This window comes from Acidovorax sp. Leaf191, from assembly GCF_001424425.1.
Classification (GTDB): Bacteria; Pseudomonadota; Gammaproteobacteria; order Burkholderiales; family Burkholderiaceae_C; genus Acidovorax.
This window is the reverse complement of record NZ_LMPT01000021.1, coordinates 16,230-38,858: the sequence shown is the minus strand read 5'-3', so window position 1 is coordinate 38,858 and position 22,629 is coordinate 16,230. Positions and strand designations below refer to the sequence as shown.

The following is a 22,629-nucleotide window of genomic DNA, read 5'->3' as shown; positions in this document are numbered from 1 at the left end:
GCGGATTCGCGCTTCATGAAGGACGCGGGGTCATCGCCGGGTCCACCTGCACCACTTCAGGATCGGTGTCCGGCCCGCGGTACAGCATGAAGCGCATGCGCCCGCCGCGCTTGGCGGCGTACATGGCGCTGTCGGCGTGGCGCGAGAGCGCGTCAAACGTGTCGCCGTGCTGCGGGTACAGCGCGATGCCGCCGCTCAGCCCCATGTGCAACACGCGGCCGGCCAGCTCGAACGGGGCGTCGCAGGACGCGAGGATCTTGCGGGCCACGCCGCAGGCGGGCTCCACGCCCTCCAGGCCGGGCAGCAGCACCACGAACTCGTCGCCGCCCTGGCGGCACACGGTGTCGGACGCGCGCACGGCGGCCTTGAGGCGCTGGGCGAACTGCACGAGCAGCAGGTCGCCCACATCGTGGCCCAGGCTGTCGTTCACGGCCTTGAAGCCGTCCAGGTCCAGGTACATGACGGCCAGGCATTTGCCGTCGCGCCGCGCCTGGGTGATGGCCATCTGGGCGCGGTCCTGCAGCAGCACGCGGTTGGGCAGGTCGGTCAGCGCGTCGTACTGGGCGAGGTGGGCCATGCGTTCGGCCATGACCACGGCGTCGGTCACATCGCGCAGCACGGCCACGGCGCCGGTGACCTGGCCGTGGCGGTCGGTGATGGGGCTGGAGGTTTTCTCGACCTGGAAGCGCTGGCCGCTGGTACGGTGCACGATCACGCCACGCACCGAATCGACGCCCTCGCCGCTCTGAATGGCGGCCAGCAGCGAGCTGGCCAGCACGGCGTCGTTGTGCGGGCTGCGCAGCACCACCACCTCGTCGATGCGGCGGCCCGCGGCGTCGAAGGCCTGCCAGCCTGTCAGGCGCTCGGCCACCGGGTTCAGGTAGGTGACGGCGCCCTGCGCGTCGGCGCACACGACCGCGTCACCGATGGACTGCAAGCTCAGGCGCACACGCTCCTTCTCGGCAAAGAGCTCTTCCTCCATGCGCTTGCGCTCGGTGATGTCGGTGGCCTGCACGAAGAAGCCGCGCACGTGGCCGTCGACCTCGTCGGGCAGGTAGGACACCAGGGCATGAAGCACCTGGCCGCGGGTGTCCACCAGCGCCCGCTCGAACAACTGGGGCTGGCCGGCGAGCGCGTGCTGCATGAACGGCAGGTTCTGCGCATACACATCCGGGCCCAGCAACTGGCTGATGTGCTGGCCGCGCAGCTGGCCGGGCATGACCCCGAACCACTGGAAGTACACCTGGTTGGCAAAGAGGTTGTTCAGGTCCCGGTCCCAGTAGCTGATGGCGGACGGCAGGTTGTCGAGGATGGTGCGCAAATGGTGCTCGGCCTCGTGCAACTGGGCCGACACCCGCTGGCGCAGCGTGAGCTCGCGCACGAACATGGCCGCCAGGGCCACGCAGGCGACCATGAGCAGCAGCGCGAAACCGCCCAGCACGGCCGCGCTGCGGTACCACTTGGCGAGCACCGTGTCGGCGGCCTGGGCCACGTTGATGATGAGCGGGTAGGAGCCCACCTGCCGGAACGCATACAGCCGCTCCACACCGTCCAGCGCCGCCGTGCCCACGAAGACACCGTTGCCCTCGCGCTGAAAGCGCTCCATGTTGGGCGAGCCCGCGATCGTCTTGCCCACGTCAGATTCGCCGTATGGAAAGCGCGAGATCACCACGCCGTCCTGGCGGAACAGGTTGACGCCGCTGTTGGCGCCCAGGTCGAGCGAGCCGAAGAGTTCGTTGAAGTAGCTCAGGCGCACGGCCCCGACCACCACGCCCGCGAAGCTGCCGTCCGGGTGGCGGTAGGCCCGGGCCATGGGCAGCACGTTCAGCCCGGTCACGCGCGAAGGCACCGGTTTGCCGATGAAAAGCCCCTGGTGCCCGTCCTTGGCGAAGGCCACGAAGTAGTCCCGGTCTGCCAGGTTGGCGCGGCGCAGCGTGCTCGCGCCCGAGTCGAGCACGATGGCGCCCGACGCATCCAGCACGAACACGTCGCCCGCGCCGCGCGCGCGCAGCGAGTTGTCAAAGATAACGCGGTTGCGCAGGTCGGGCGGCAGGGCCCACACGTCGCTGCGGGCCACTTCGCGGGCTACGCCTTCCAGCGACTTGTCGATGGAGTCGAGCGACCAGCTCAGCCCCTGCTCCAGCGTGTGCACCAGGTTGCTGTTGGTCTGGCTGGCGTAGTTCCACTCGTCGGTGCGGATCGTCCAGATCGTGCGGGCGAACAAGGCACCGATTCCCAGCGACAACAGCAGCGCCAACCAGATGAGGCGGTGGGAGAAGAACTGGCGCAGGAACGGCATAGAAATATTTGGTAACCATTCTAGTGGGGGCCGTTGTCCGGAAGCTGACATCCCATCAGGCCGTGCATGGCATTGCCGCCCTGCCCATGGACCAACCCCACGGACTCCGGGCCACCGTCGCGGTCGCCCTGTGAATCCCGCCGAAGCGGCCGCATGCTCTTCTGACGCCACCCCCCTGCCCCGCCAAGCCGCCGCCAATATGCAGCGGCCTTGCGCGGGTCCGTCACACCGTAGCTGCCGCGCCGGGTGCCGTCAATTCGCAGCGCCCCGGGGCGGCTTGGATGCCACACCCGCGCCGCGCACTTCGATGCGGATTTCGTCGAGCACCTCGCCCTTGGCGTCGGTGATCTGCACCACATGCCGGCCGGGCCAGGGCAGCCAGGCCACGCGCGGGCCCTGGCCCAGGGGCTTGCCGTCCATGCGCCACAGCAGGCCCTCGCCGGTGGCGGTGAACTGCAGGCGCTGGCGGGCGGGCGGGATGTCCGGGTCCAGCGCGATGATGGTGCCGCCGGCCGGCGCGGTGATGCGCGCCGGGGCGCCGGACGGGGCATCCGGCACCTTGCGCGCCGCATTTTTGGCATCCTTGACGGCCTTGGCGCTGACCCCATCAGCGCCAGCAGCTATCGAATCAATAGCAAACAGGGGTTGCTGGGTGCCTTGCAGAAACCATTCGTCGCGGGCGGCCTCGAGCGGCTGGCGGCCGTCTGCCAGCGCGGCGGCGGGCCCCGGGCCGAACCGCACCGCGGCCTTGTGCAGGCCCGCGGGCGCCTTGGGCGCACGGCTGGGCTCGCGCGCATGCAGAAAGCCCATCACGGCGCCCCAGATGGGCGCCGCGCCGCTGGTGCCGCTCACGTCGTGCATGGCCGCGCCGCTGGCGTTGCCCACCCACACGCCGACGGTGTAGCGCTCGGACCAGCCCACGGCCCAGTTGTCGCGCATGTCCTTGCTGGTGCCGGTCTTCACTGCCGTCCAGAAGCGCGTGGCCAGCACGCTGTCGGTACCGAAAGTGCGCGCGCGGGCGTTGCCGTCGGACAGGATGTCGCCCACGATGAAGGCGGCGCGCGGGTCCAGCGCCGCGGTGAAAACGGGCGACCGGCTGCGGGCCGGCACGGACACGTCGACGGCGCTGGCACGCCCGCCGTTGGCCAGCGTGCGAAACGCGTTGGTCAGGTGCACCAGGGGCACCTCAGGACTGCCCAGCGCCAGGCTGTAGCCAAAATAGTCGCCGCTCTCGCGCAGCGGCATGCCCACGGCGCGCAGCTGCCGGTGGAATGCATCGGGCGTGACCATGACCAGCGTGCGCACCGCGGGCACGTTGAGCGACGCGGCCAGCGCGGTGCGCACCGACACCCAGCCCTTGAACTGCCGGTCGTAGTTCTGCGGGATGTACAACCCGCCCGCCGTGGCGATGTGGGCGGGCGAGTCGTCCACCAGCGACGCGGCGGTGAGCCGCCGCTCGGCGATGGCCTGCCCGTACAAAAAGGGTTTGAGCGTGGAGCCCGGCTGGCGCAGCGCCAGCACGCCATCGACCTCGCTCGCCTGGCTCAGCTGCCCCGACGATCCCACCCATGCCAGCACCGCACCCGTGGCGTTGTCGAGCACCAGCACGGCGCCGTCTTCCACGTTGCGCCCCCGCAGTTCGCGCAGGTGCTGCTGCAGGGTGCTGACGGCAAAGCGTTGGAGCGGCGCGCGCACCGTGCTCTGCACACGCTCGGGCAGTGCGGCACCGTCCTTGTCGCGCTGGCGCAGCAGGTAGCGCGCAAAGTGCGGCGCCACGCCCTCGCTGGCATCGAATGCGCGGCGCTGCAGCGCGGCGGTGGTGAAGAGGTCGAGCGCATCGCAATCCACACGCGGTGGCTGGGCTGGCGATGCGGGGGCGCCCGCGGTGGTGGCCGGCTTTCTTGGCGGCGGCTGGGCCTGCATGTCCCGCAGCACGCCACAGGCCCGCTGGGCCACCAGCGCGGGGCGCGCGTTGGGCGCCCGCACCAGCGCGGCCGCCACTGCGGCCTCGCGGTCGTCCAGGCCATGGGCGGCCTTGCCGAACAGCGTGCGGCTGAGGGCGTCGATGCCCACCAGCTCGCTGCGAAACGGCACGAGGTTGAGGTACGCCTCCAGCACCTGGTCCTTGCGCCAGCGCCGGTCCAGCACCTGCGCCGCCACCGTCTGGCCGAGCTTTTGCACCACGGTGCGCCCGCCAGGGCCCTGGCGCCAGTCGCCGTCGAGCAGGCCCGCCAGCTGCATGGTGATGGTGCTGGCACCGCGCGTGCGCTGGTTCCACAGGTTGCCCCAGGCGGCGGCCGACGCAGCGCGCCAGTCCACGCCGCTGTGCTCGAAGAAGCGCTTGTCTTCGCTCAGCACCAGCGCCGTGCGCAGCGCGGGCGACACATCGGCCAGGGCCACCCACTGGCCGCGCCGCACGGTCGGGTCGGTGCGCAGCCGCTGCAGCACCTCGCCCTCGCGCGAGAGGATCAGGGTGTCGGACGGCTTGAAGTCGGCCCGCACCTCGTCGTAGGACGGCAGGGCGTGGGCCCGCGGCGCACCGACCAGCAAAAGACAGGCCACAGCCACCGCAGGCAGCGCCGCCGCGGGCCGCGTGCCGGACCAGACCCTAGGCCAGGGCATGGGTACGCCTCGGCGGCTCGACGGCTGGCCGCGGGCAGGCGAACGTCTGCGCCATGCGCATCAACCACCCGGCTCCACGAACTTCTTGTAGTTGCCCAAAATGGCCTGCCAACCCGCACGTTGCTGTTCGTGCGGGAAGGTCGCATCCGGGGTGAAGGACTGCTGCACCTCGGTGCGGCCCTGGGGCAGGTCGACAAACTCGACGACCACCTCGCGGCGGTCGCCCAGGGCATAGCGCAGGCGGCGGTGCGGCACGATCTCGGTGAACGTGCCGGCAAAGTCGAAGCCCATGGAACCGTCCTTGGCCTCCATGCGGTAGCTGAAGGCGCCGCCCACGCGCAGGTCGTTCTCGGCCCGGGGGCAGCACCATTCGGGGCTGGCGAAGTTCCAGGCCGTGATGGCGGTGGGGCTGACAAAAGCCTGCCACGCACGCTGCGCATCGCAACCGACCTCGACGGAGAGGGTGAGCACAGAGGGGGTCGGCGCGGGGCTGGAAGCATCGGTCATGGTCATGGCTCCTTGGGGTCGGGGTGGTGGCCGGTCGTGCCGGCGTCGCCAAAGCTGCGGGCCGGCGCGGAAGGTGCCGCCCGGCCGCCGCGGCGCTGCGGCTGGGCGGACACCTTGCCAGCCGGGGCGGGCACGCGGCCTGCCCCCAGCAGCAGCAGCAGCAGCAGCAGCAGTGACAGCTTACTTGCCGGGCTCCACCTTCACCCGGGCGTTGGGCGACTCGCCGAACATCTCGGGCGCGTACATCGCCTCGACCCGGCTCGGGGGCAGCGCGAAGTCGCCCACGTTGTTCAGGCGCACGGTGTACTCCATCTTGACGGCGCCCTTGGGCAGGTACTCGTAGTAGCTGCGGAAGGACTCGAAGCTGCGCTCCTCGAATGCGGGCCAGCCGGGGCCGGTGCGCGCCTTCTCGCCCTGCGTGGCGATGGCCGAGTCGCGGCCCAGTCCGCTGCCCAGGATGGTCGCGCCGCCCGGGATCGGGTCGGTGATGGCCACCCAGGTCATGTCGGCGCTGGCGTTCACCTCCAGCGTCACGCGCAGCACGTCGCCGCGCGTGTACTGGCCGGGCGGCAGCGCCTTGTTGGCCTGCTCCACGGGGGTCACCGTCTTGGTGATGCTGTACCCGGCCGCGAAGGGTGCCTTCAGCTGGATGGCGGCCACGGACTGCAGCGTGAGCCATGGCTTGCCGGGGCCCTGGTGCGTGACGGCCAGTTGTTCCTTGCCACCCGCCTTGCCAGCAGCTGAGGTCCAGGGCAGGAACATGCCGTTGTTCTTCAGGTTGCCCGGCGATGCAGGCGCGCCGAACCAGGTGGTCTGGTGCGCGGCACCGGTGAGGTCGGTGGTCTTCACGCGCTCGACCTTGCTCCAGTCCACGGCGGCGTTGTTGGCGCCCATGGCGGCCTTGGTCGTGCCGGACACCGGTGTGGCCTCGAACTTGGCGCTGAATTTTTCCAGCGCCAGCCCGCCCCACAGGTTGGCCGTGGTGGTGTGCCACGCGCCCGCCTGCTGTCGGCTGATGAAGCCGTTGGCCAGGCGGCCCATGTCGTCCTTCCAGGTCGGGTCGTCCATCACGGCCAGCATCAGGCGGGCGGTGTTCACGTCGCCGTTTTGCATCAGCCACCACCAGTAGTCGTCCTGCTCGGTGCTGAAGATGAGCTTGGTGCCCTGGAACGACAGGCGTGCCCGCAGGATCTGCATGGCCTCGGCCAGGCGCTTGTCGCGCTCGGGCACATCGGCCACGCGCTTCAAGATGTTCACCCAGTCGATCACGGAGTGCGTGGGCCACTGGTTGGGCGCGACGGTGATGCTGCTGACCATGCGGCCCTGCGCCTTGCCGTAGCGCGACAGCGCCTCGATGGCGGCGAGCTTGCGCATGTCCAGGTCCTTGCGCGGGCTCCAGAAGCTGCGTTCGATGCGGCCTTCGATGAAGGCGATCAGGCCGCGCTCCATGGGTGCGCGCACGTCGTCGGGCAGCGCGAAGGCCGGGTTGACGGCCGCGGCCTCGTGCGTGGCGGCCAGCACATAGGCGGTCAGCGTGTCGCTGCCGCGGTTGGCGTCACCGTCGCGCGGCGGGAAGTAGTTGGCCAGCCCGTCGCTGTCCAGGTAGGTGGGCAGCTGCGCCATCACCGTCTGCCACATCGCGCCGTCGCGCAGGCCCACGGCCTTGCTGGTCTTTTGCTCCAGGCAGGCGAACGGGTAGCGGGCCCACCAGTCGCGCACGCCCGGCAGGCCTTCGGCCAGCTTGGGCTGCAGCGACATCTTGAGGCCACCGCGGCCGGGCAACGCATCGGCGGGCGGGTTCACGTCCAGGTTGAAGCTGCCGTCCACCTGCACCAGCGTGGCCTGCTGCACCGTGAGCGGCACGGCCGGGATGAGCTTCTGGCTGGCCTTGAGCGCGTCGCGCGCGCCGCTGACCGTGTCCTTGGCCTCGATCTCCCACAGGATGGCCTGCGAGCGGGTCTGCGCCAGCTGCGCGGGCGCGGTGACGGTCCACGCCACCTCGCGCGCCTCGCCGGCCGGGATGTCCACCGTCTGGGGCTTCAAGTCCAGCAGCGTGGCGCGTGGGGCCACCTCGACCTTCATCGCCGCCTTGGTCGTGTTGCGCAGCGTGAGCTGGGCGCGGAACTGGTCGTCCTCGCGCACCAGCGGCGGCAGGCCGCTGATGATCTGCAGGTCCTGCGTGGCGCGGATGCTGGTGCTGCCGGTGCCGAACAGTCCGGTGGATGCATCGGCCACCGCGACGATCTTGAAGGTGGTGAGCGCATCGTTGAGCGGCACCGTCACCTTGGCCTGGCCGTTGGCGTCCAGCACGATGGCGGGCTGCCACAGGAGCAGCGTGTCCAGCAGCTCGCGCGTCTGCGCCTTGCCGCCGCCGCCGCCCGCGGGCACGGCCTTCTTGCCGTAATGGCGCCGCCCGATGATCTCCATCTGCGCGGTGGAGGTCTCCACGCCCCAGCTGCGGCGCTGCAGCATGGCTTCAAGCAGGTTCCAGCTGTTGTTGGGCATGAGCTCCAGCAGGGCCTGGTCCACGGCGGCCACGGCCACCTCGGCGTTGGCCGCGGGCTTGCCGCCGGGCAGCGTGGCGGTGATGGTGACCTGCGCCTTGCCGCGCACGGCATAGCTTTCCTTGTCGGCCGTGACCTTCACGTCGATCTGGTGGGCCTGGGTGCCCACGCGGATCTCGGCCAGGCCCAGGCGGAACGCGGGCTTGGACAGGTCCACCAGCGCGGTGGGCGCCTGGTATTCCTTGCCCTCGTACCAGAACGAGGTCCACCACTCGCGCGGCGACTTGAAGCCCCAGGTGAAGAAGCTGTACCAGGGCACCTCGCGCAGACGGCCGCGCAGGGCCAACACGCTCACGTAGACGTTGGGGCCCCACTCGGGCTGGATCTTGAGGCTGACCGTGGGGTCCTGGCCGTTGAGCTGCACCACCTGCGTGTCGATGATGCCTTCGCGCTCCACCGCCACCAGCGCCGTGGCGTAGCGGAAAGGCATGCGCACCTGGAACTTGGCGGTCTCGCCGGGCTGGTAGCTCTTCTTTTCGGGCAGCAGGTCGATGCGGTCGTGGTCTTCGCCGCCGAACCAGAGCTCGCCCTGGCGCGTGACCCACACCGACGACGCCGCCACGCTGGCATTGCCATCCTTGTCGGTGGCCGTGACCACCAGTTCGACCTCGCCGGCTTCATCGAGCTTGGACTCGCACAGCAGCAGGCCGCGGGCATCGCTCTTGCCGCTGCACAGCGTGCCCAGGTCCTTGGTCTCGGTCTGGTTGTCGTAGCTGTAGAAGCCGCCCACCATGCGCTTGCGCGTGGTGGTGGTGATGCGCGCCACGGCCTGCACCTGCAGCGACGTGTCGGCGGCCGGCTTGCCGTTGTGCTGCAGCGCCAGCGCCTGGAAGCGGATCTTCTGGCGGGCAGAGACCCAGCCTTCGGTCTTGATGCCGGCCACCACGCCGGCGGGCCACAGGGCCTGCGTGCTGCGGATGGTCTGCACTTCGCCGTTGGGGTCGGCGTAGGTGGCTTCCATCACCAGCTCCTGCGGCTGGCGCGCCTGCGGCACGTTGTCGATGGTGACCTTGCCCGCGCCGTCCTTGTTGAGGGTGAGCGGCAGCTTGTCGGCGATCACGCGCGCATCCTGGCTGGCCGTGGCTTCCTCGTCGTCGCTGTTGGCGTTCGACTGCTCGCGCTTGCGCGGGGGGGTGAAGCTGAAGGCGTCGTAGTCGCTGTAGTTCAGCGTCTTGCCGCGCACCATGGCGGACACGCGCACGGGCAGGTTGGCGGCGCCGCCGCCGGCCACGTAGTTGATCTGCACGTCCGTGGGCACGGACCGCACACGCACCAGCGCCTTCTTGTCGGCGGGCGCGATGCGGCCTTCCAGCACCGGCAGACGGAATTCCTCGACGCGGAACTCGCCCGAGCTGAAGCTGCGGCCGTTGTTGGACTGGTTGCGCAGCTCGACCTGGTACAGGCCCAGCTTGGCGGCGGGTGGCACGGCAAAGGTGTTCTGCGCGCTCAGGCCGCCGCTGGGCGTCGTGCGCCATGCCAGGGGCTGGGTGAACTGCTGGCCGCTGCCCACGTGGGTGATCACCAGGGTGTCCGGGCCTGCGGGCGGCACGCCGAAGCCCTTGCGGGTCTCGGTGCGCAACAGGTGCTTCATCGACACCGTCTCGCCGGCCCGGAACAGGGTGCGGTCGAAGATGGTGTGGGCGCGTTCGTCCGGCTCGTTCGAGGTGCTGGTGGGCACGTTGAAGCGCCAGGGTTCGATGCCGCGCTGCCAGTCGCTCCAGGTGAAGGCCATGTCCTCGACCGCGTCGGCGCCCTTGTGGCGCGCGCTCACGAAGTAGCCGCGGCTGCCGTCGCCTTCGCCGTATCCGCCGGATTCACCGCAGGCGGGGGAGTCGGTCGACACGCCTTCGAGCCGGGCCAGGCCCTGCGCGTCGGTGACGCCCGTGGCCACTTCGTTGCCGCGGCAGTCGGACACGCGCACCTTGGCGCCCTCCACCGGCTGGCCCTTGTCGAGCGTGGTCACCCAGGCCATGGCGTTCTCGCGGCCCAGCTTGAAGTGCACGCCCAGGTTGGTCACCAGCGCGGAGGTGCGCACGTACATCGTGCGGGCATCGCCGTGGCGGTCGTCCAGCAGCGATGCGCCGAGCTTTTGCGATGCGATCTCCACCACGTGGAATCCGGGCGACAGCGGAATGCCCACCACCTCGAACGGACGGGCATCGGTGCTGGCCGGCTTGGGCAGGTCCAGCGTCTTCACGCCGCCCTTGCCCGCCAGCAGCGAGACCATGCGGGTCTGCACGTACTCGCGGTCGTTGTCCAGCACCTTGGGCAGCGGGCCGGTCACGTCCTGGCGTGCCTGCTTGCGCTCCACCGTGTAGTTGTCGTAGCGCCGGACCTTGCGGAACCACGCGATGATGTCGGCGTCGGTGCCGGGCTTGAAGGTGCTCACCTTGCCCGCGGGCGCTGCCGCACCCGGGGTGCCGGGCTGCAGGCCCTGCACCCGCAAGGCGGCTTCCACGTTGCGCAGCGTCACCGGCAGCAGGGCGGGCGGGTTGTCGGATGCGGGGCCTTCGGCAAAACGCTCCACCACGCCGAACGACGCGGCGGCAAACTTGGCCAGCGGCGGCATGCCGCCCGTGGCGACCTTGAGCGGGAAGCTGTCGGCATTGATCAGCGCGCGGCCCGAGGCGTCCTTGAAGTCCTTGGGCAACTCGATGGTGAAGGCCGTGTTCTCGGCCAGCGGGGCGTCGAACTGCACGCTGGTCACCAGCGCGTCGGCCTGCTGCTCTTCCTTGTCGGTCGCGGCCTGCGGCTTGAGCGTTTCCTTCGCCGACTTCAGGCGGATGGCCGACGCCAGCTTGCGCGGCACGGGCGCGTTGAACGACAGCATCATGGGGCGGATCGGCAGGCAGGCGGCCTGGGCGTTCTCGCGCTCGCAGCTGAATTCGGCAGAGAACGGCTCGCGCACCTTGTAGTCGAAGCGTTTTTCCACGGTGTTGGCCACACCGCTGGGCGTGGCGACGCCCTTGCCGAACACGATCTGCATGCGCGAGCCCGAGGTGAGCCGGCGGTTGCAGGTCAGCGTGGCGTACTGCAGCGGCTCCTGGGCGGCGTTTTTGTCCAGGCTCAGAGCCTTGAGGATTTCCGCGCGCTGGGCACCGTCGATCATGCGAACGGGGATGCGTTCGCCCATGCCCTCGGCCGTGCACCACACATTGGCCTGGACGCTGGCGGTGGTGGCGGGCCCGTTGAACTGCAGCACGAAGAACTGCTCTTCGTCGATGTCCTGGTAGGTGCCGGGGCGGATGTTCTGCACGAACGGCCCGCCGCTATTGAATTGATAGCTCTTGGCGCCCGTCAGTTCAACGCCAGCGGCCGATTTGAAGCCCGGCTTGACGGTGGCAGTGCAGCGCACGCCGGGCGGCAGGTCGCGCTCGAAGTCGAACACCCATTCGCGCTCGCCCGTCCAGCGGCCGGTGCCTTTGGTGGCGGCAGCGTCGCTGCAACTCAGGCCGATGGGTGCGGGGGCCTTGGGATCGCCGAAGTTGACCGCTGCCGCATCGAACTTGGCCACTACCTGGCGCACCTTGGCCACCTCGCCCTGGGGCGAAAAGCTGGTGATCTGCAGGGCCTGTGCACCCCATGCGGCCAGTGTCAAACCGGCAGCCAACATCCATTTGTGAGCGTTCACGCTGTCCCCTCTCCGAAGAACCGGCAAGCGTAACAAAACAACACTACCGCCGGTGTCGCGTTGCAAGCGCTTACGTATTCGCCCGAACAGCCATTTCGCTGCCGGCGACGACGGGGCCATAGGGCCGCGTCCTACCTCCGCCACCGCCATCACGCCCAATGATCGAAGTTTGTCCCGTCTTTCAACATCCACCAGGAGCGCACACCCATGGCACGAGCCCCCACGTCGCGCAACGCGACCAAGAGATCGCCGTCCAACCACCCGTCGTCCACACAGTCCGACACCTACCGCGGCAACGCAGGTGAACTGCAACAGCAAGCCGGGGGCAAGCACCCGGTACTGACCACGCAGCAGGGCATTCCGGTGGCAGACAACCAGAACTCCCTGCGCCCCTCTCCCCGCGGCCCCACGTTGCTGGAAGACTTCATACTGCGCGAGAAGATCACGCACTTCGACCACGAACGCATCCCCGAGCGCATCGTGCACGCCCGCGGCTCTGGCGCCCATGGGTTTTTCGAGCTGACCCATTCGCTGCGCGACGTCACCACGGCCCGCGTGCTGACGGAAGTGGGCGTGCAGACGCCCGTGTTCACGCGCTTTTCCACCGTGGCAGGCGGCGCAGGCTCGGTGGACACCCCGCGCGACGTGCGCGGCTTTGCCGTCAAGTTCTACACGCCCGAAGGCAACTGGGACCTGGTGGGCAACAACATTCCGGTGTTCTTCATCCAGGACGCGATGAAGTTCCCCGACCTCGTGCACGCCGTGAAGATGGAGCCCGACCGCGGCTTCCCGCAGGCGGGCAGCGCGCACGACACGTTCTGGGACTTCGTCTCGCTGATGCCAGAAACGCTGCACATGGTGATGTGGGCCATGAGCGACCGCACCCTGCCGCGCAGCCTGCGCATGATGGAGGGCTTTGGCGTGCACAGCTTCCGGCTGGTCAATGCGGACGGCGACAGCACCTTCGTGAAGTTCCACTGGCGGCCCAAGCTGGGCATCCAGTCCACCGTGTGGGACGAGGCGCTGAAGCTGCAGGCCGCCGACAACGACTTTCACCGCCGCGACCTGTTCGAGTCCATCGAGGCGGGCGACTTCCCCGAATGGGAGCTGGCCGTGCAGCTGTTCACCGAGGAAGAGGCGGAGAACTTCCCCTTCGACCACCTGGACCCGACCAAGCTCGTGCCCGAAGAACTGGTGCCGCTGCAGGTCATCGGCCGCATGGTGCTCAACCGCTGGCCCGACAACTTCTTCGCCGAAACCGAGCAGGTGGCCTTCTGCCCCACCAATGTGCCGCCGGGCATCGACTTCAGCAACGACCCGCTGCTGCAGGGCCGGCTGTTCTCGTACCTGGACACACAACTGTCGCGCCTGGGCGGGCCCAACTTCGCGCAGATCCCCATCAACGCGCCCAAGTGTCCCTTCCACAACATGCAGCGCGACGGCCAGATGCAGATGCAGGTACCCAAGGGCCGCGTGAGCTACGAGCCCAGCAGCCTGCAGCCGGACACGCCGCGCGCATCGCAGGCGCAGGGCTTCAGGCACTTCGCGCAGGTGGACGATGGCAAGGGCCAGGGCAAGGGCAAGGGCCGCATCCGCCCCGAGAGCTTTGCCGACCACTACAGCCAGGCGCGCATGTTCTTTCGCAGCCAGAGCCCGCTGGAGCAGTCGCACATCGCGTCGGCCCTGGTGTTCGAGCTGTCCAAAGTCGGCACGCCCCATGTCCGCGAGGCCGTCGTCGGCCACCTGGTGCATGTGGATCCAGCCCTCGCCGAGCGCGTGGCCGCAGGCCTGGGCTTGCCGCAGGTGCCGGCGGCCCCGTCCGCCGCCGAGCCGGTGCGTGACCTGCCGCTGTCCCCGCAGCTGCGCATCATCGACCGCATGAAGCCCACGCTGCAGGGCCGCTGCATCGGCATCCTGGTGGCCGATGGCTCCAACGGCGACACGGTGACCACGCTGCGCAAGGCGCTCGAGAAGGTGGGTGCCACCGTCAAGATCGTGTCGCCCCGCGTGGGCGGCGCCAAGCTGCGCGACGGCACGCTGCTGGCGGCCCATGGGCAGCTGGCGGGCACGCCATCCACGGTTTTCGATGCAGTGGTGTCGGTGTTGACGTCGGAAATGGGCGAGCAGCTGTCGCGCGAAGCGGCGGCGGTGGACTGGTTCCGTGACGCGTTCGGCCACCTCAAAGCCATCGCTGCCGGCAAGGGGTCGCAAGCGCTGCTGAGCGCTGCCGGCATCGAGCCCGACGCCGGTGTGGTGGACCCGGCCAATGTGCAGGGCTTCATCGCCGCGGCACAGACCCGCCAGTGGGCCCGCGAGCCCAAGCTGCGCAACCTGGCCTGAGCCAAGGGCGGGCCAGCCAGCCAGCAGAGCGCCAAGCAGCGCTGATGCTGGCCAGCCATCTACCCCGGCCTGGACGATGTTCAGGCCGTGGCGTGGGGCCGGCATTCAGGGCCCGACTGACCCCATCCGTCATCGCCCTGGCCCGGCTCCTCGTTCAGGGTCTTCGTCAAGCCTATGCGGCGGCCCCGGGCAGGCCCGGCGCATCGGCCAGGCTTGCCAGCCCCTTGCCATTGCGCTTGCTGACGTAGAGCGCACGGTCGGCGCGGTCCATCAGTGCGGGGATGCCTTCGACAGCATCGCCCTGCGGGAACAGCGCCACCCCGACACTGGCGCCAATGAGCACATGCTGGCCGTTGTCCAGCCCCATGGGCGTCAGCAACGCGGCGAGCACCGCATGCGCGGTCGCCATCGCGGCCTCGGGGGATTCCACAGCGTTGAGCACCAGGGCAAACTCGTCGCCGCCCAGCCGCGCGGCCGTGTCGCTGGCGCGGGTGAGGCTGGTGAGGCGCTGCGCCACGCGCGCCAGCACCTGGTCGCCGCTGGCATGGCCCCGCTCGTCGTTGACGGCCTTGAACCCATCCAGGTCCAGCAGCAGCAAGGCGCCCGCGCGGTGGTCGCGGTGTGCGGCCAGCACCGCCTGGGAAAGGCGGTCTTCGAACAACCGGCGGTTGGGCAGGCCGGTGAGCCGGTCGTGCGTGGCCAGGGCCAGCACCTGCTGGTGCGCGCGCACCAGCCGGGCGCTGAGCAGGCCCACCACCACCGCGAACACATACGACAGCATCACGATCAGCGCGGGCGCCTGGCCGGCGGCCTTCCAGCCGCCTGAAGGCACGGCGCCCAATATCCAGCTGCCGCCGCCTGGCAGGGGAATGTCGAGCGTGGCCGGCGATTCGTCAAAAAGCTGCGGGCGGCCCACGAACACCGCGCCCTGCGCACCCATGGCGTCCAGCCCGCGGGCGGCCACCTGAAAGCCCATCTGCTCGGAGTTGAGGCCCACGTCCGCGAACAGCGTGTCGGCGTTGACGGTGAGCGACACGATGCCCCAGTAGCGCGGCCCGCCCACCGGCGTCTTGCCGGGCGGGGTGGCCAGGAACACCGGCGTGCGGCTCACGATGCCCAGGCCGCCCTGCACCAGCGGTATGGGGCCGGCCACGACCGTGCGGCGCGTCTGGATGGCCCGCTCCACCGCGTTGCGCTGCTGCGGGTTGTCCAGGTAGTGCAGGCCCAGCGCCCGCTCGTTGCCCAGGCGCGGGTAGATGTCGCTGATGACGTTGTCCGGCGCGAGCGCCAGGTTGCGGATGTTGCGCTGGTGCTCCAGCAGGCGCCCCACCACCGTCGAGAAGATCTCGGGCGACATGCCGCCCTGTGCGGACACGAAGGCGGCCACCGTCTCGGGCACCGAAAGCGTGCTTTGCAGCTGTCGGTCCAGCCGGTCGCGGATCTGCAGCAGGTGGCTTTGCGCCTGCGCGGCAATCTCGGTGCGCGCCTTGGTGTGCGCGATGTCGATCACCACCCAGGCGAGCAGCGCGGCCAGCGCGCCGCTGCAGAGCCCGGCAACCAGCGGCAGCCGGCGGTGGTGGATCCAGTTGGCGGGCAGGTGGCGCTGGTGCATGGGAGCGGTGGCGGCAGGGCGCAGTGAAGTGGGCCGGGCCTCGGCCCGGCAGGTGCTGGAAGTCGGGCGTGCAGCGCCGGCTTACTGCGCGACGAAGCCGCTGGTCTTGATGATGCGCGTCCAGGCCTCGGTGTAGGCTTTTTCACGCGCGCCCAGCTGCTGCGGCGTCATGTGGCCCACGGTGAGGCCCATGGCGGTGAGGTGGTCGCGCACGTCGGGCATGGCCACGACCTTGGCCAGCGCGGCCGAGAAGTCGGTGATGAACATCTGCGGCGTGCCCGCAGGCGCGTAGATGCCGTAGTACGGCAGGTCTTCGAAGCCCTTGAGGCCCATTTCGTCGAACGTGGGCACATCGGGCATGGCGGCCTGGCGCCTGGTGCCCAGCACGCCCACCACGCGCACCTTGCCGGCCTTGTGGTTCTCGATGAAGTCCTGCACTGACGCCACGCCCGCGCTGATCTGGTTGCCCAGCATGTCGGCCATCATGGGCGCGCTGCCGCGGTAGGGGGCGGATACCAGGTCGATCTGGTACTTCTGGCCCAGCAGCTTGACCAGGAATTCGGGCGTGGACGCAGGCGCCGGGATGCCCACCGCGCCCTTGCCGCCGCCGCTGGCCTTGACCCACGCCACGTACTCGGTGAACGACTTGGCCGGCGTGCCGCCCGACACCGCGAACGCGTTCACGAAGGTGGCGAAGCCGCCCACGGGCACGAAGTCGCGCGCCGGGTCGAAGCCCGGGTTCTTCACCACCTGGGGCAGGATCGAGATGGTGTGGTCGTGCGTGAGGAACAGCGTGGTGCCGTCCGGTGCCGCAGACTTGAGCGCCTGCGCGGCGATCTGGCCGCCGGCTCCGGGGCGGTTTTCCACCACCACGGGCTGGCCCAGCTCGTCCTTGAGCTTCTCGGCCAGCGTGCGTGCGATGGCGTCCGTGCCGCCGCCGGGCGGAAAGCCCACCAGCAGGCGGATCGGCTTGGGTGTCTGGGCACAGGCCAGCCCCATGGTCAGGGCCACGCCGGCCAGCGCGCCGGTGCGCAAAAGGCGGGACAGCAGGCTGCGGCGGGAAGTCGTCGTCATGGCAGAACTCCAGGGTCGAAGGTGTTGGGGTATCACTGAGCCGCAAAAATCAAGCCAGGCGGGCGCGGTGGCGGGCCACCTGAGTCCGGACCTGGGCCGGCGCAGTTCCGCCCAGCGTGTTGCGTGCGTTCAGCGAGCCACGCAGGCTGAGCACCTCGTACACGTCCTTCTCGATCTGCGGGTGGAAACCCTGCAGCACCGTCAATGGCAGCTCGGACAGATCGCAGGCGTGCGACTGGGCCGCCTTCACGGCGTGGGCCACAGTCTCGTGGGCATCCCTGAAAGGCAGGCCCTTCTTGACCAGGTAGTCGGCCAGGTCGGTGGCGGTGGCGTAGCCCTTGAGTGCCGCCTGCTCCATGGCCTGCGGGTTGACGGTGATGCCGCCTTCCTTGACGCCCGTGGCGGGGTTCAGCTGGCCGCCGACCATCTCGGCGAAGATGCGCAGTGTGTCCTTGAGCGTATCCACCGTGTCGAACAGCGGCTCCTTGTCTTCCTGGTTGTCCTTGTTGTAGGCCAGGGGCTGGCCCTTCATCAGGGTGATCAGGCCCATGAGGTGTCCGACCACGCGGCCGGTCTTGCCGCGCGCGAGTTCGGGCACGTCGGGGTTCTTCTTCTGCGGCATGATCGATGAGCCGGTGGTGAAGCGGTCGGCGATCTTGATGAAGCCGAAGTTCTGGCTCATCCAGATGATGAGCTCTTCGGACAGGCGGCTCACGTGCACCATGCACAGGCTGGCGGCGGCGGTGAATTCGATAGCGAAGTCGCGGTCGCTCACGGCGTCCAGGCTGTTCTGGCACACCGCGGGGGACCCGTTCACGTCCACCATGCCCAGCGTCTTGGCCACGCGCTCGCGGTCCAGCGGGTAGGTGGTGCCGGCCAGGGCCGCTGACCCGAGAGGCAGCACGTTGGTGCGGCGGCGCACATCGGCCATGCGCTCGGCGTCGCGCGCGAACATTTCCACATAGGCCAGCATGTGGTGGCCGAAGCTCACCGGCTGGGCCACCTGCAGGTGGGTGAAGCCGGGCAGGATCACCTCGACGTTCTGCTCGGCCACATCCACCAGCGACACCTGCAGTTCTTTCAGCAGGTCGCCGATGAGGTCGATCTCGCCACGCAGCCACAGGCGCACGTCGGTGGCCACCTGGTCGTTGCGGCTGCGGCCGGTGTGCAGGCGCTTGCCGGCGTCGCCCACCAGCTGCGTCAGGCGCGCTTCGATGTTCAGGTGCACGTCTTCCAGGTCAAGCTTCCACTCGAACGCGCCGGACTCGATCTCGGAGGTGATCTGCGCCATGCCGCGCTGGATGGAGGCGTGGTCTTCAGCGCCGATGATGCCCTGCGCTGCCAGCATCTCGGCGTGCGCCAGGCTGCCTGCGATGTCGGCCTGCCACAGGCGCTTGTCGAAGAACACGCTGGAGGTGTAGCGCTTGACCAGGTCGCTCATGGGCTCGGAAAACAGCGCCGACCAGGCCTGTGCCTTGGTGTCGAGCTGGTTGTGGGACGGCGCAGACGGCGTGGCGCTGGTGGCTTGGGCTTTGGACATAGGAGGGCAATAATCCGGAGGTTCAGACACCCGGACTGCCCGGATGCCGCAATGCAAAACACGCAAATTTTATCGACCCCGCCTCCCCCACCGGATTCCGACCCGCTGAACGGTGCTGCGCGGGGCCTGCGCCCCGGGCCCGGACAGGCACGCGGCGGCCTGGCGCCACCGCGGCGCGCGCTGGTGTTTGACGCCTGCCATGTGGGCGTGGTGCTGCGGGCCGTGCTGTTCGTGGAGCTGGTGGTGGGCGTGGGCGCGATGTACGGCGCGCGCTCCCCGGCGGAGTGGCTGGCCACGCTGGCGCTGCTGACCGGTGGCGCCTTGCCGGCCACCCTGGTGTGGCTGGTCACGGCCTGCAGTTTGAAGACACTGCTGCAGCGCCTGTCCACCGCGCTGCAGTACGCCGCTGGCGTGCTGCTGGGAGCCCTGGCCGGGGCGTACGCCTGCGCCATGCTCACCCTGGTGTCGCAGACCACGGCGCCCCCCTGGATGGCGAGCGCCGCCACCGGGGCCCTGCTGGCGGCCATTCTGGTGGCGGCACTGGTGCTGCGGGCGCGCGGCCGCACCCCCGCGGCCACCACGGCCCGCCTGACCGAGCTGCAGTCGCGCATTCGCCCGCACTTCCTGTTCAACACCCTCAACAGCGCCATCGCCCTGGTGCGCGAAGAACCCGCCAAGGCGGAGTCGCTGCTGGAAGACCTGTCGGACCTGTTTCGCCACGCGCTCATCGAGCAAGGCGAATCGGTGACGCTGGCCGAGGAGATCACCCTGGCGCGGCGCTACCTGGCGATCGAGGAAGTGCGCTTTGGCACGCGGCTGCAGGTGCAGTGGAGCCTGGACCCGCGCACCGACGGCGCGCGCCTGCCGCCGCTGCTGCTGCAGCCGCTGGTGGAAAACGCCGTCAAGCACGGCGTGGAGCCCAGCGCGCGCGGTGGCCGGCTGCGGGTGCTGACCGAGCTGCGCGGCAGCCGCGTGGTGGTGCGCATCACCAACACCCTGCCACCCAAGGAAGGCCGGGGCGGCAAGGGCGACGAGCCCATCAGCACCAAGGGGCACGGCATCGCCTTGGCCAACGTGCGCGCCCGGCTGGCCCTGCTGCACGATGTGCAGGGTGAGTTCACCGCAGGGGTTCAGGACGGCCTGTACCAGGTGCGCATCACCCTGCCCGCCCCCGAAGACAACAAGCACCGCGACCCGCGCACCGACGACCGGGGCCGTCAGCGTGACCGGGGCCGCCCCCGCAGCGCCGGCCGGGGCACGCCACCAACACCCCGGCGCGGCGCCGTGCCCACCCCTGCCGATGCCCCCTTGCCCACCGACGACCGCCCATGAACATCCTCATCGTTGACGACGAAACCCTGGCCCGCAGCCGGCTGCGCACCCTGCTGTCCGACTGCACGGAAGGCACGCCCACCCCGCGCATGACCGTGGCCGAGGCCGCCAATGCCGGCGAGGCCATGGCCCAGCTGGGCCCCACGGGCGGGCGGGCCTTCGACGTGGTGCTGCTGGACATCCACATGCCCGGGCAGGACGGCCTGTCGCTCGCGCATGCGCTGCAGGCGCTGCCCCACCCCCCGGCCGTGGTGTTCGTGACTGCCCACATGGACCACGCGGTGAGCGCCTTCGAGCTGGACGCGGTGGACTACCTCACCAAGCCCGTGCGCCGTGAACGCCTGCAGCAGGCGCTGGCCAAGGTGCAGCGCAGCACCCGCTCGTCCGCCGCGGCCGCCGCACCCAGCGCGCCGGATGGCGAAACCCTGCTGATCCAGGACCGCGGCCGCACCGAGCGCCTGCCTCTGGCCGAGGTGCTGTACTTCAAGGCCGAGCAGAAGTACGTGACCGTGCGCACCGCCACGCGCAGCTACATCATGGACGGAGCGCTGAGCGAGCTGGAGACCAAGTTCGCGCCCCGCTTCATGCGCATCCACCGCAACGCCCTGGTGGCCCGCCGCGCCGTGCGCGCGCTGGAAAAGCACTACGACCCGGAGGAAGGCGAAGGCTGGGCGGTGCGGCTGCAGGGGTCGACCGAACTGCTCGCGGTATCGCGCCGGCAGGTGGCGGCGGTGCGGGAAGAGCTGGCGAGGTAAGAAGCCCCCTGGGTCGCTGCGCGACTTCCCCCAAGGGGGACGCCACCGGTGGACTGGCAGAGCCAGATCCACGGTGCCACTGGCATGGGAGCGCGCCACTGGCATGGGAGCGCGCCACTGGCATGGGAGCGCGCCAGTAGCGTGGAACGGGGCCCTGGCGGCACTGCCACGGAGCTGTGTGCCGCCCCCGATGGACGCCTGCCGCGGCTTGTCAGACGTATTCCGCAGGTGTGCAGAAGCCAAATTTTAGTTAAATTGGCCCCTACCGCTTGCCTGCATTGCGCCAGAAGCTATAAATACCATAGCAAATCGACAACGGTGGACGTGCAGCCGGCTGCGCTGCCCGCATCCGCCTCAGTGCGCGTGCGCCGCGCCGCTCACCAGCGTGACGATGACCATGCCCGCGATCAGCCAGGCGATCTGCGCCACGGTTTCGCGCGCGGTCAGGCGCTTTTGCAGTTGCGGGATCAGGTCGGCCAGGGCCACGTAGACAAAACTGCTGGAGGCTACGGCCAGAAAGTACGGCAGCAGGTCCTGCAACTGCCCCACCAGAAAGTAGCCGACCACGCCGCCCAGCGCCGTCACCGCGCCTGCCAGGGACACCTTGACCAGCGCCATGCGCCGGTTGGGGCTGGTCTGGCGCAGCACCACTAGGTCGCCCATGTGGTGCGGCACCTCGTGCGCCAGCACCGACACGGCGGCGATCACGCCCAGGCGGATGTCGGCCAGGAAGGCTGATGCGATGAGGATGCCGTCGCCAAAGCAATGCACGCTGTCGCCGGTCAGCACGGCCCAGCCGCCCGAGCGCGGGCCATGGTGGTGGTGATGGTGGTCGTGGTGCGCGTGGTCGTGCCCGTGCGCAGCTTCGGCGCCGCCATGCTGGTGCGCCGGCACGGCGGCGTGGGCGCCGTGGCTGTGCTCGTGCCCGTGGTGCCAGAGCTCGGCCTTGTCAAGCAGAAAGAAAAACACCACGCCCACCAACAAGGTGGCGAACAGGTCGTGCGCGCCCGCCTGGCTCTCGAACGCCTCGGGCAGCAAATGCATGAAGGCCGTGGCCAGCAGCGCGCCGGCCGCCAGGCTCAGCAGGTGCTGGGGCCCCACGCTGTCCGAACGCCCGCCCAGGCCCAGCCGCATCAACAACGCGGCCAGCCACACGCTGCCAATGCCTGCGGCCAACGTGGCCAGGATGATTGCTACCAAAGTCATAGCTTCTTGTGCTTTATGGATCAGCGCCAGCGCGTATTTTCTTTCAAATGTCCGTGGCCCGCCGCAGGGGTAAAAAAAGCCGCCCCTCGGGGCGGCTTCTGCTGCGGCAGGTGGACCTGGGAGCCTTCGCAGACTCCGGGCGGTCACACCACGCCGTTTTTGCCGAACCAGGCCAGCGCCCGCTTCCAGCCGTCCTCGGCCGCTTCCTTGCGGTAGCTGGGGCGGTAGTCGGCATGGAAGGCGTGGGGCGCGTCAGGGTACACCACGAACTCCGAGGCCTTGGCCTGCGGTGAACCACCGGCCAGGGCAGCTTTCATCTTATCAACCGTGTCAAGAGGGATGCCGGTGTCTTTTTCGCCGTACAGGCCCAGCACCGGGGCCTTGAGGATGGGGGCGATGTCCACCGGGTGCTTGGGGGTGAGTTCGCTCGCCTGGCCCACGAGGCGGCCATACCAGGCCACGCCGGCCTTCACCGGGCCGTGGGCTGCGTACAGCCAGGTGATGCGGCCACCCCAGCAAAAGCCGGTGATGCCCACGCGCGCACCGTCGCCGCCGTTGGCCGTGGCCCACGCCACGGCGCCATCCAGGTCGGCCATCACCTGGGCATCGGGCACCTTGGAGACGACTTCGGCCATGAGCTTGGCCACGTCGGTGTACTGCGATGGGTCGCCCTGGCGCGCATACAGCTGCGGCGCGATGGCCAGGTAGCCCGCCTTGGCAAAGCGGCGGCAGGTGTCGGCGATGTATTCGTGCACGCCGAAGATCTCCTGGATCACCAGGATCACCGGCAGGCCCGTCTTGCCCGCAGGGGCGGCGCGGTAGGCCGGCACCTTGAAGCCGTTGACCGTGAAGCTCACCTCGCCGGCCGTGAGGCCGTCGCTGGGCGTGGCGATGGCCGTCTGCGCCATGATGGGCGCCGCCGCCGCGGCGTAGCCCAGGCCCAGCGCGGCCTGCAGCGCGGTGCGGCGGGTGGCGCCGGACTCGGTGGACCGGCCGGGCAACAGGGCCTTGGCGTCGGAATGGAGGTCTTCAGTGAGCATCGGTTTCTCCAGGAAAGAAGGATGGACGGACAAAAGTAGCCTGTTCTCAGGAACGGCCCCGCAGTCTAGGGGCTTTATGCAACGCCTGCAGCGCACGTCGGAACTCT

Annotated in this window: 13 protein-coding genes; 3 read left to right on the top strand and 10 right to left on the bottom strand. The window is 69.5% G+C overall.

The window, feature by feature from the left end:
* Positions 1–13: 13 nt before the first annotated feature.
* The 5 genes from ASG27_RS21600 to ASG27_RS21585 all read right to left on the bottom strand — a co-directional run bounded on the left by ASG27_RS21600 (position 14) and on the right by ASG27_RS21585 (position 11,605).
* Positions 14–2,299 (bottom strand): bifunctional diguanylate cyclase/phosphodiesterase, encoded by a 2,286-nt coding sequence (locus tag ASG27_RS21600; protein ID WP_056420710.1) that lies wholly within the window; start codon positions 2,297–2,299, stop codon positions 14–16.
* A 252-nt stretch (positions 2,300–2,551) separates the two neighbouring features.
* On the bottom strand, positions 2,552–4,921 hold the full coding sequence (gene pbpC, locus ASG27_RS21595; RefSeq protein ID WP_056420707.1) for a penicillin-binding protein 1C: 2,370 nt from the start codon (positions 4,919–4,921) through the stop codon (positions 2,552–2,554).
* Positions 4,922–4,981: 60 nt separating this feature from the next.
* On the bottom strand, positions 4,982–5,428 hold the full coding sequence (locus ASG27_RS21590; RefSeq protein ID WP_082486061.1) for an SRPBCC domain-containing protein: 447 nt from the start codon (positions 5,426–5,428) through the stop codon (positions 4,982–4,984).
* Positions 5,429–5,430: 2 nt separating this feature from the next.
* Positions 5,431–5,562: a hypothetical protein gene (locus ASG27_RS27810; protein ID WP_268753256.1), complete on the bottom strand. Its 132-nt coding sequence runs from the start codon at positions 5,560–5,562 to the stop codon at positions 5,431–5,433.
* 46 nt (positions 5,563–5,608) lie between these two features.
* Positions 5,609–11,605, bottom strand: a complete 5,997-nt coding sequence (locus tag ASG27_RS21585) for an MG2 domain-containing protein (protein ID WP_056420704.1) — start codon at positions 11,603–11,605, stop codon at positions 5,609–5,611.
* 225 nt (positions 11,606–11,830) lie between these two features.
* On the opposite strand from ASG27_RS21585, the gene ASG27_RS21580 reads away from it, so the two are divergent.
* A complete protein-coding gene (locus tag ASG27_RS21580) occupies positions 11,831–13,963 on the top strand; it encodes a catalase (protein WP_056420701.1) in 2,133 nt (710 codons plus the stop codon).
* 172 nt (positions 13,964–14,135) lie between these two features.
* Here the strand turns inward: ASG27_RS21580 and ASG27_RS21575 are convergent, their stop codons facing one another.
* From ASG27_RS21575 to argH, 3 genes are all read right to left on the bottom strand, one after another.
* Complete coding sequence (locus tag ASG27_RS21575; protein WP_056420698.1) at positions 14,136–15,575, bottom strand: sensor domain-containing diguanylate cyclase; 1,440 nt, start codon at positions 15,573–15,575, stop codon at positions 14,136–14,138.
* A gap of 81 nt (positions 15,576–15,656) precedes the next feature.
* On the bottom strand, positions 15,657–16,649 hold the full coding sequence (locus tag ASG27_RS21570) for a Bug family tripartite tricarboxylate transporter substrate binding protein (protein WP_056420696.1): 993 nt from the start codon (positions 16,647–16,649) through the stop codon (positions 15,657–15,659).
* Between the two features lie 49 nt (positions 16,650–16,698).
* Positions 16,699–18,189, bottom strand: coding sequence for an argininosuccinate lyase (gene argH, locus ASG27_RS21565; protein ID WP_056420693.1), 1,491 nt, complete (start codon positions 18,187–18,189; stop codon positions 16,699–16,701).
* Positions 18,190–18,240: 51 nt separating this feature from the next.
* On the opposite strand from argH, the gene ASG27_RS21560 reads away from it, so the two are divergent.
* Both ASG27_RS21560 and ASG27_RS21555 read left to right on the top strand, forming a co-directional pair.
* Positions 18,241–19,521: a sensor histidine kinase gene (locus ASG27_RS21560; RefSeq protein WP_056420690.1), complete on the top strand. Its 1,281-nt coding sequence runs from the start codon at positions 18,241–18,243 to the stop codon at positions 19,519–19,521.
* Positions 19,518–20,276, top strand: a complete 759-nt coding sequence (locus tag ASG27_RS21555) for a LytR/AlgR family response regulator transcription factor (protein ID WP_056420687.1) — start codon at positions 19,518–19,520, stop codon at positions 20,274–20,276. The genes ASG27_RS21560 and ASG27_RS21555 overlap by 4 nt, the downstream gene beginning before the upstream one ends.
* A gap of 354 nt (positions 20,277–20,630) precedes the next feature.
* Here ASG27_RS21555 and ASG27_RS21550 read toward each other — a convergent pair whose 3' ends face one another.
* Both ASG27_RS21550 and ASG27_RS21545 read right to left on the bottom strand, forming a co-directional pair.
* Positions 20,631–21,482, bottom strand: coding sequence for a ZIP family metal transporter (locus tag ASG27_RS21550; protein ID WP_056420685.1), 852 nt, complete (start codon positions 21,480–21,482; stop codon positions 20,631–20,633).
* Between the two features lie 143 nt (positions 21,483–21,625).
* A complete protein-coding gene (locus ASG27_RS21545) occupies positions 21,626–22,522 on the bottom strand; it encodes a dienelactone hydrolase family protein (RefSeq protein WP_056420683.1) in 897 nt (298 codons plus the stop codon).
* Positions 22,523–22,629 lie beyond the last annotated feature (107 nt).

Bases quoted from the DNA above. Each gene is read 5' to 3' on its own strand.
- ASG27_RS21590 (WP_082486061.1), bottom strand. From the start codon at position 5,428: ATGACCGATGCTTCCAGCCCCGCGCCGACCCCCTCTGTGCTCACCCTC.
- ASG27_RS21580 (WP_056420701.1), top strand. From the start codon at position 11,831: ATGGCACGAGCCCCCACGTCGCGCAACGCGACCAAGAGATCGCCGTCC.
- ASG27_RS21570 (WP_056420696.1), bottom strand. From the start codon at position 16,649: ATGACGACGACTTCCCGCCGCAGCCTGCTGTCCCGCCTTTTGCGCACC.
- pbpC (WP_056420707.1), bottom strand. From the start codon at position 4,921: ATGCCCTGGCCTAGGGTCTGGTCCGGCACGCGGCCCGCGGCGGCGCTG.
- ASG27_RS21550 (WP_056420685.1), bottom strand. From the start codon at position 21,482: ATGACTTTGGTAGCAATCATCCTGGCCACGTTGGCCGCAGGCATTGGC.
- ASG27_RS21600 (WP_056420710.1), bottom strand. From the start codon at position 2,299: ATGCCGTTCCTGCGCCAGTTCTTCTCCCACCGCCTCATCTGGTTGGCG.
- ASG27_RS21555 (WP_056420687.1), top strand. From the start codon at position 19,518: ATGAACATCCTCATCGTTGACGACGAAACCCTGGCCCGCAGCCGGCTG.
- ASG27_RS21585 (WP_056420704.1), bottom strand. From the start codon at position 11,605: ATGTTGGCTGCCGGTTTGACACTGGCCGCATGGGGTGCACAGGCCCTG.
- ASG27_RS21560 (WP_056420690.1), top strand. From the start codon at position 18,241: ATGCAAAACACGCAAATTTTATCGACCCCGCCTCCCCCACCGGATTCC.
- ASG27_RS21545 (WP_056420683.1), bottom strand. From the start codon at position 22,522: ATGCTCACTGAAGACCTCCATTCCGACGCCAAGGCCCTGTTGCCCGGC.
- ASG27_RS21575 (WP_056420698.1), bottom strand. From the start codon at position 15,575: ATGCACCAGCGCCACCTGCCCGCCAACTGGATCCACCACCGCCGGCTG.
- argH (WP_056420693.1), bottom strand. From the start codon at position 18,189: ATGTCCAAAGCCCAAGCCACCAGCGCCACGCCGTCTGCGCCGTCCCAC.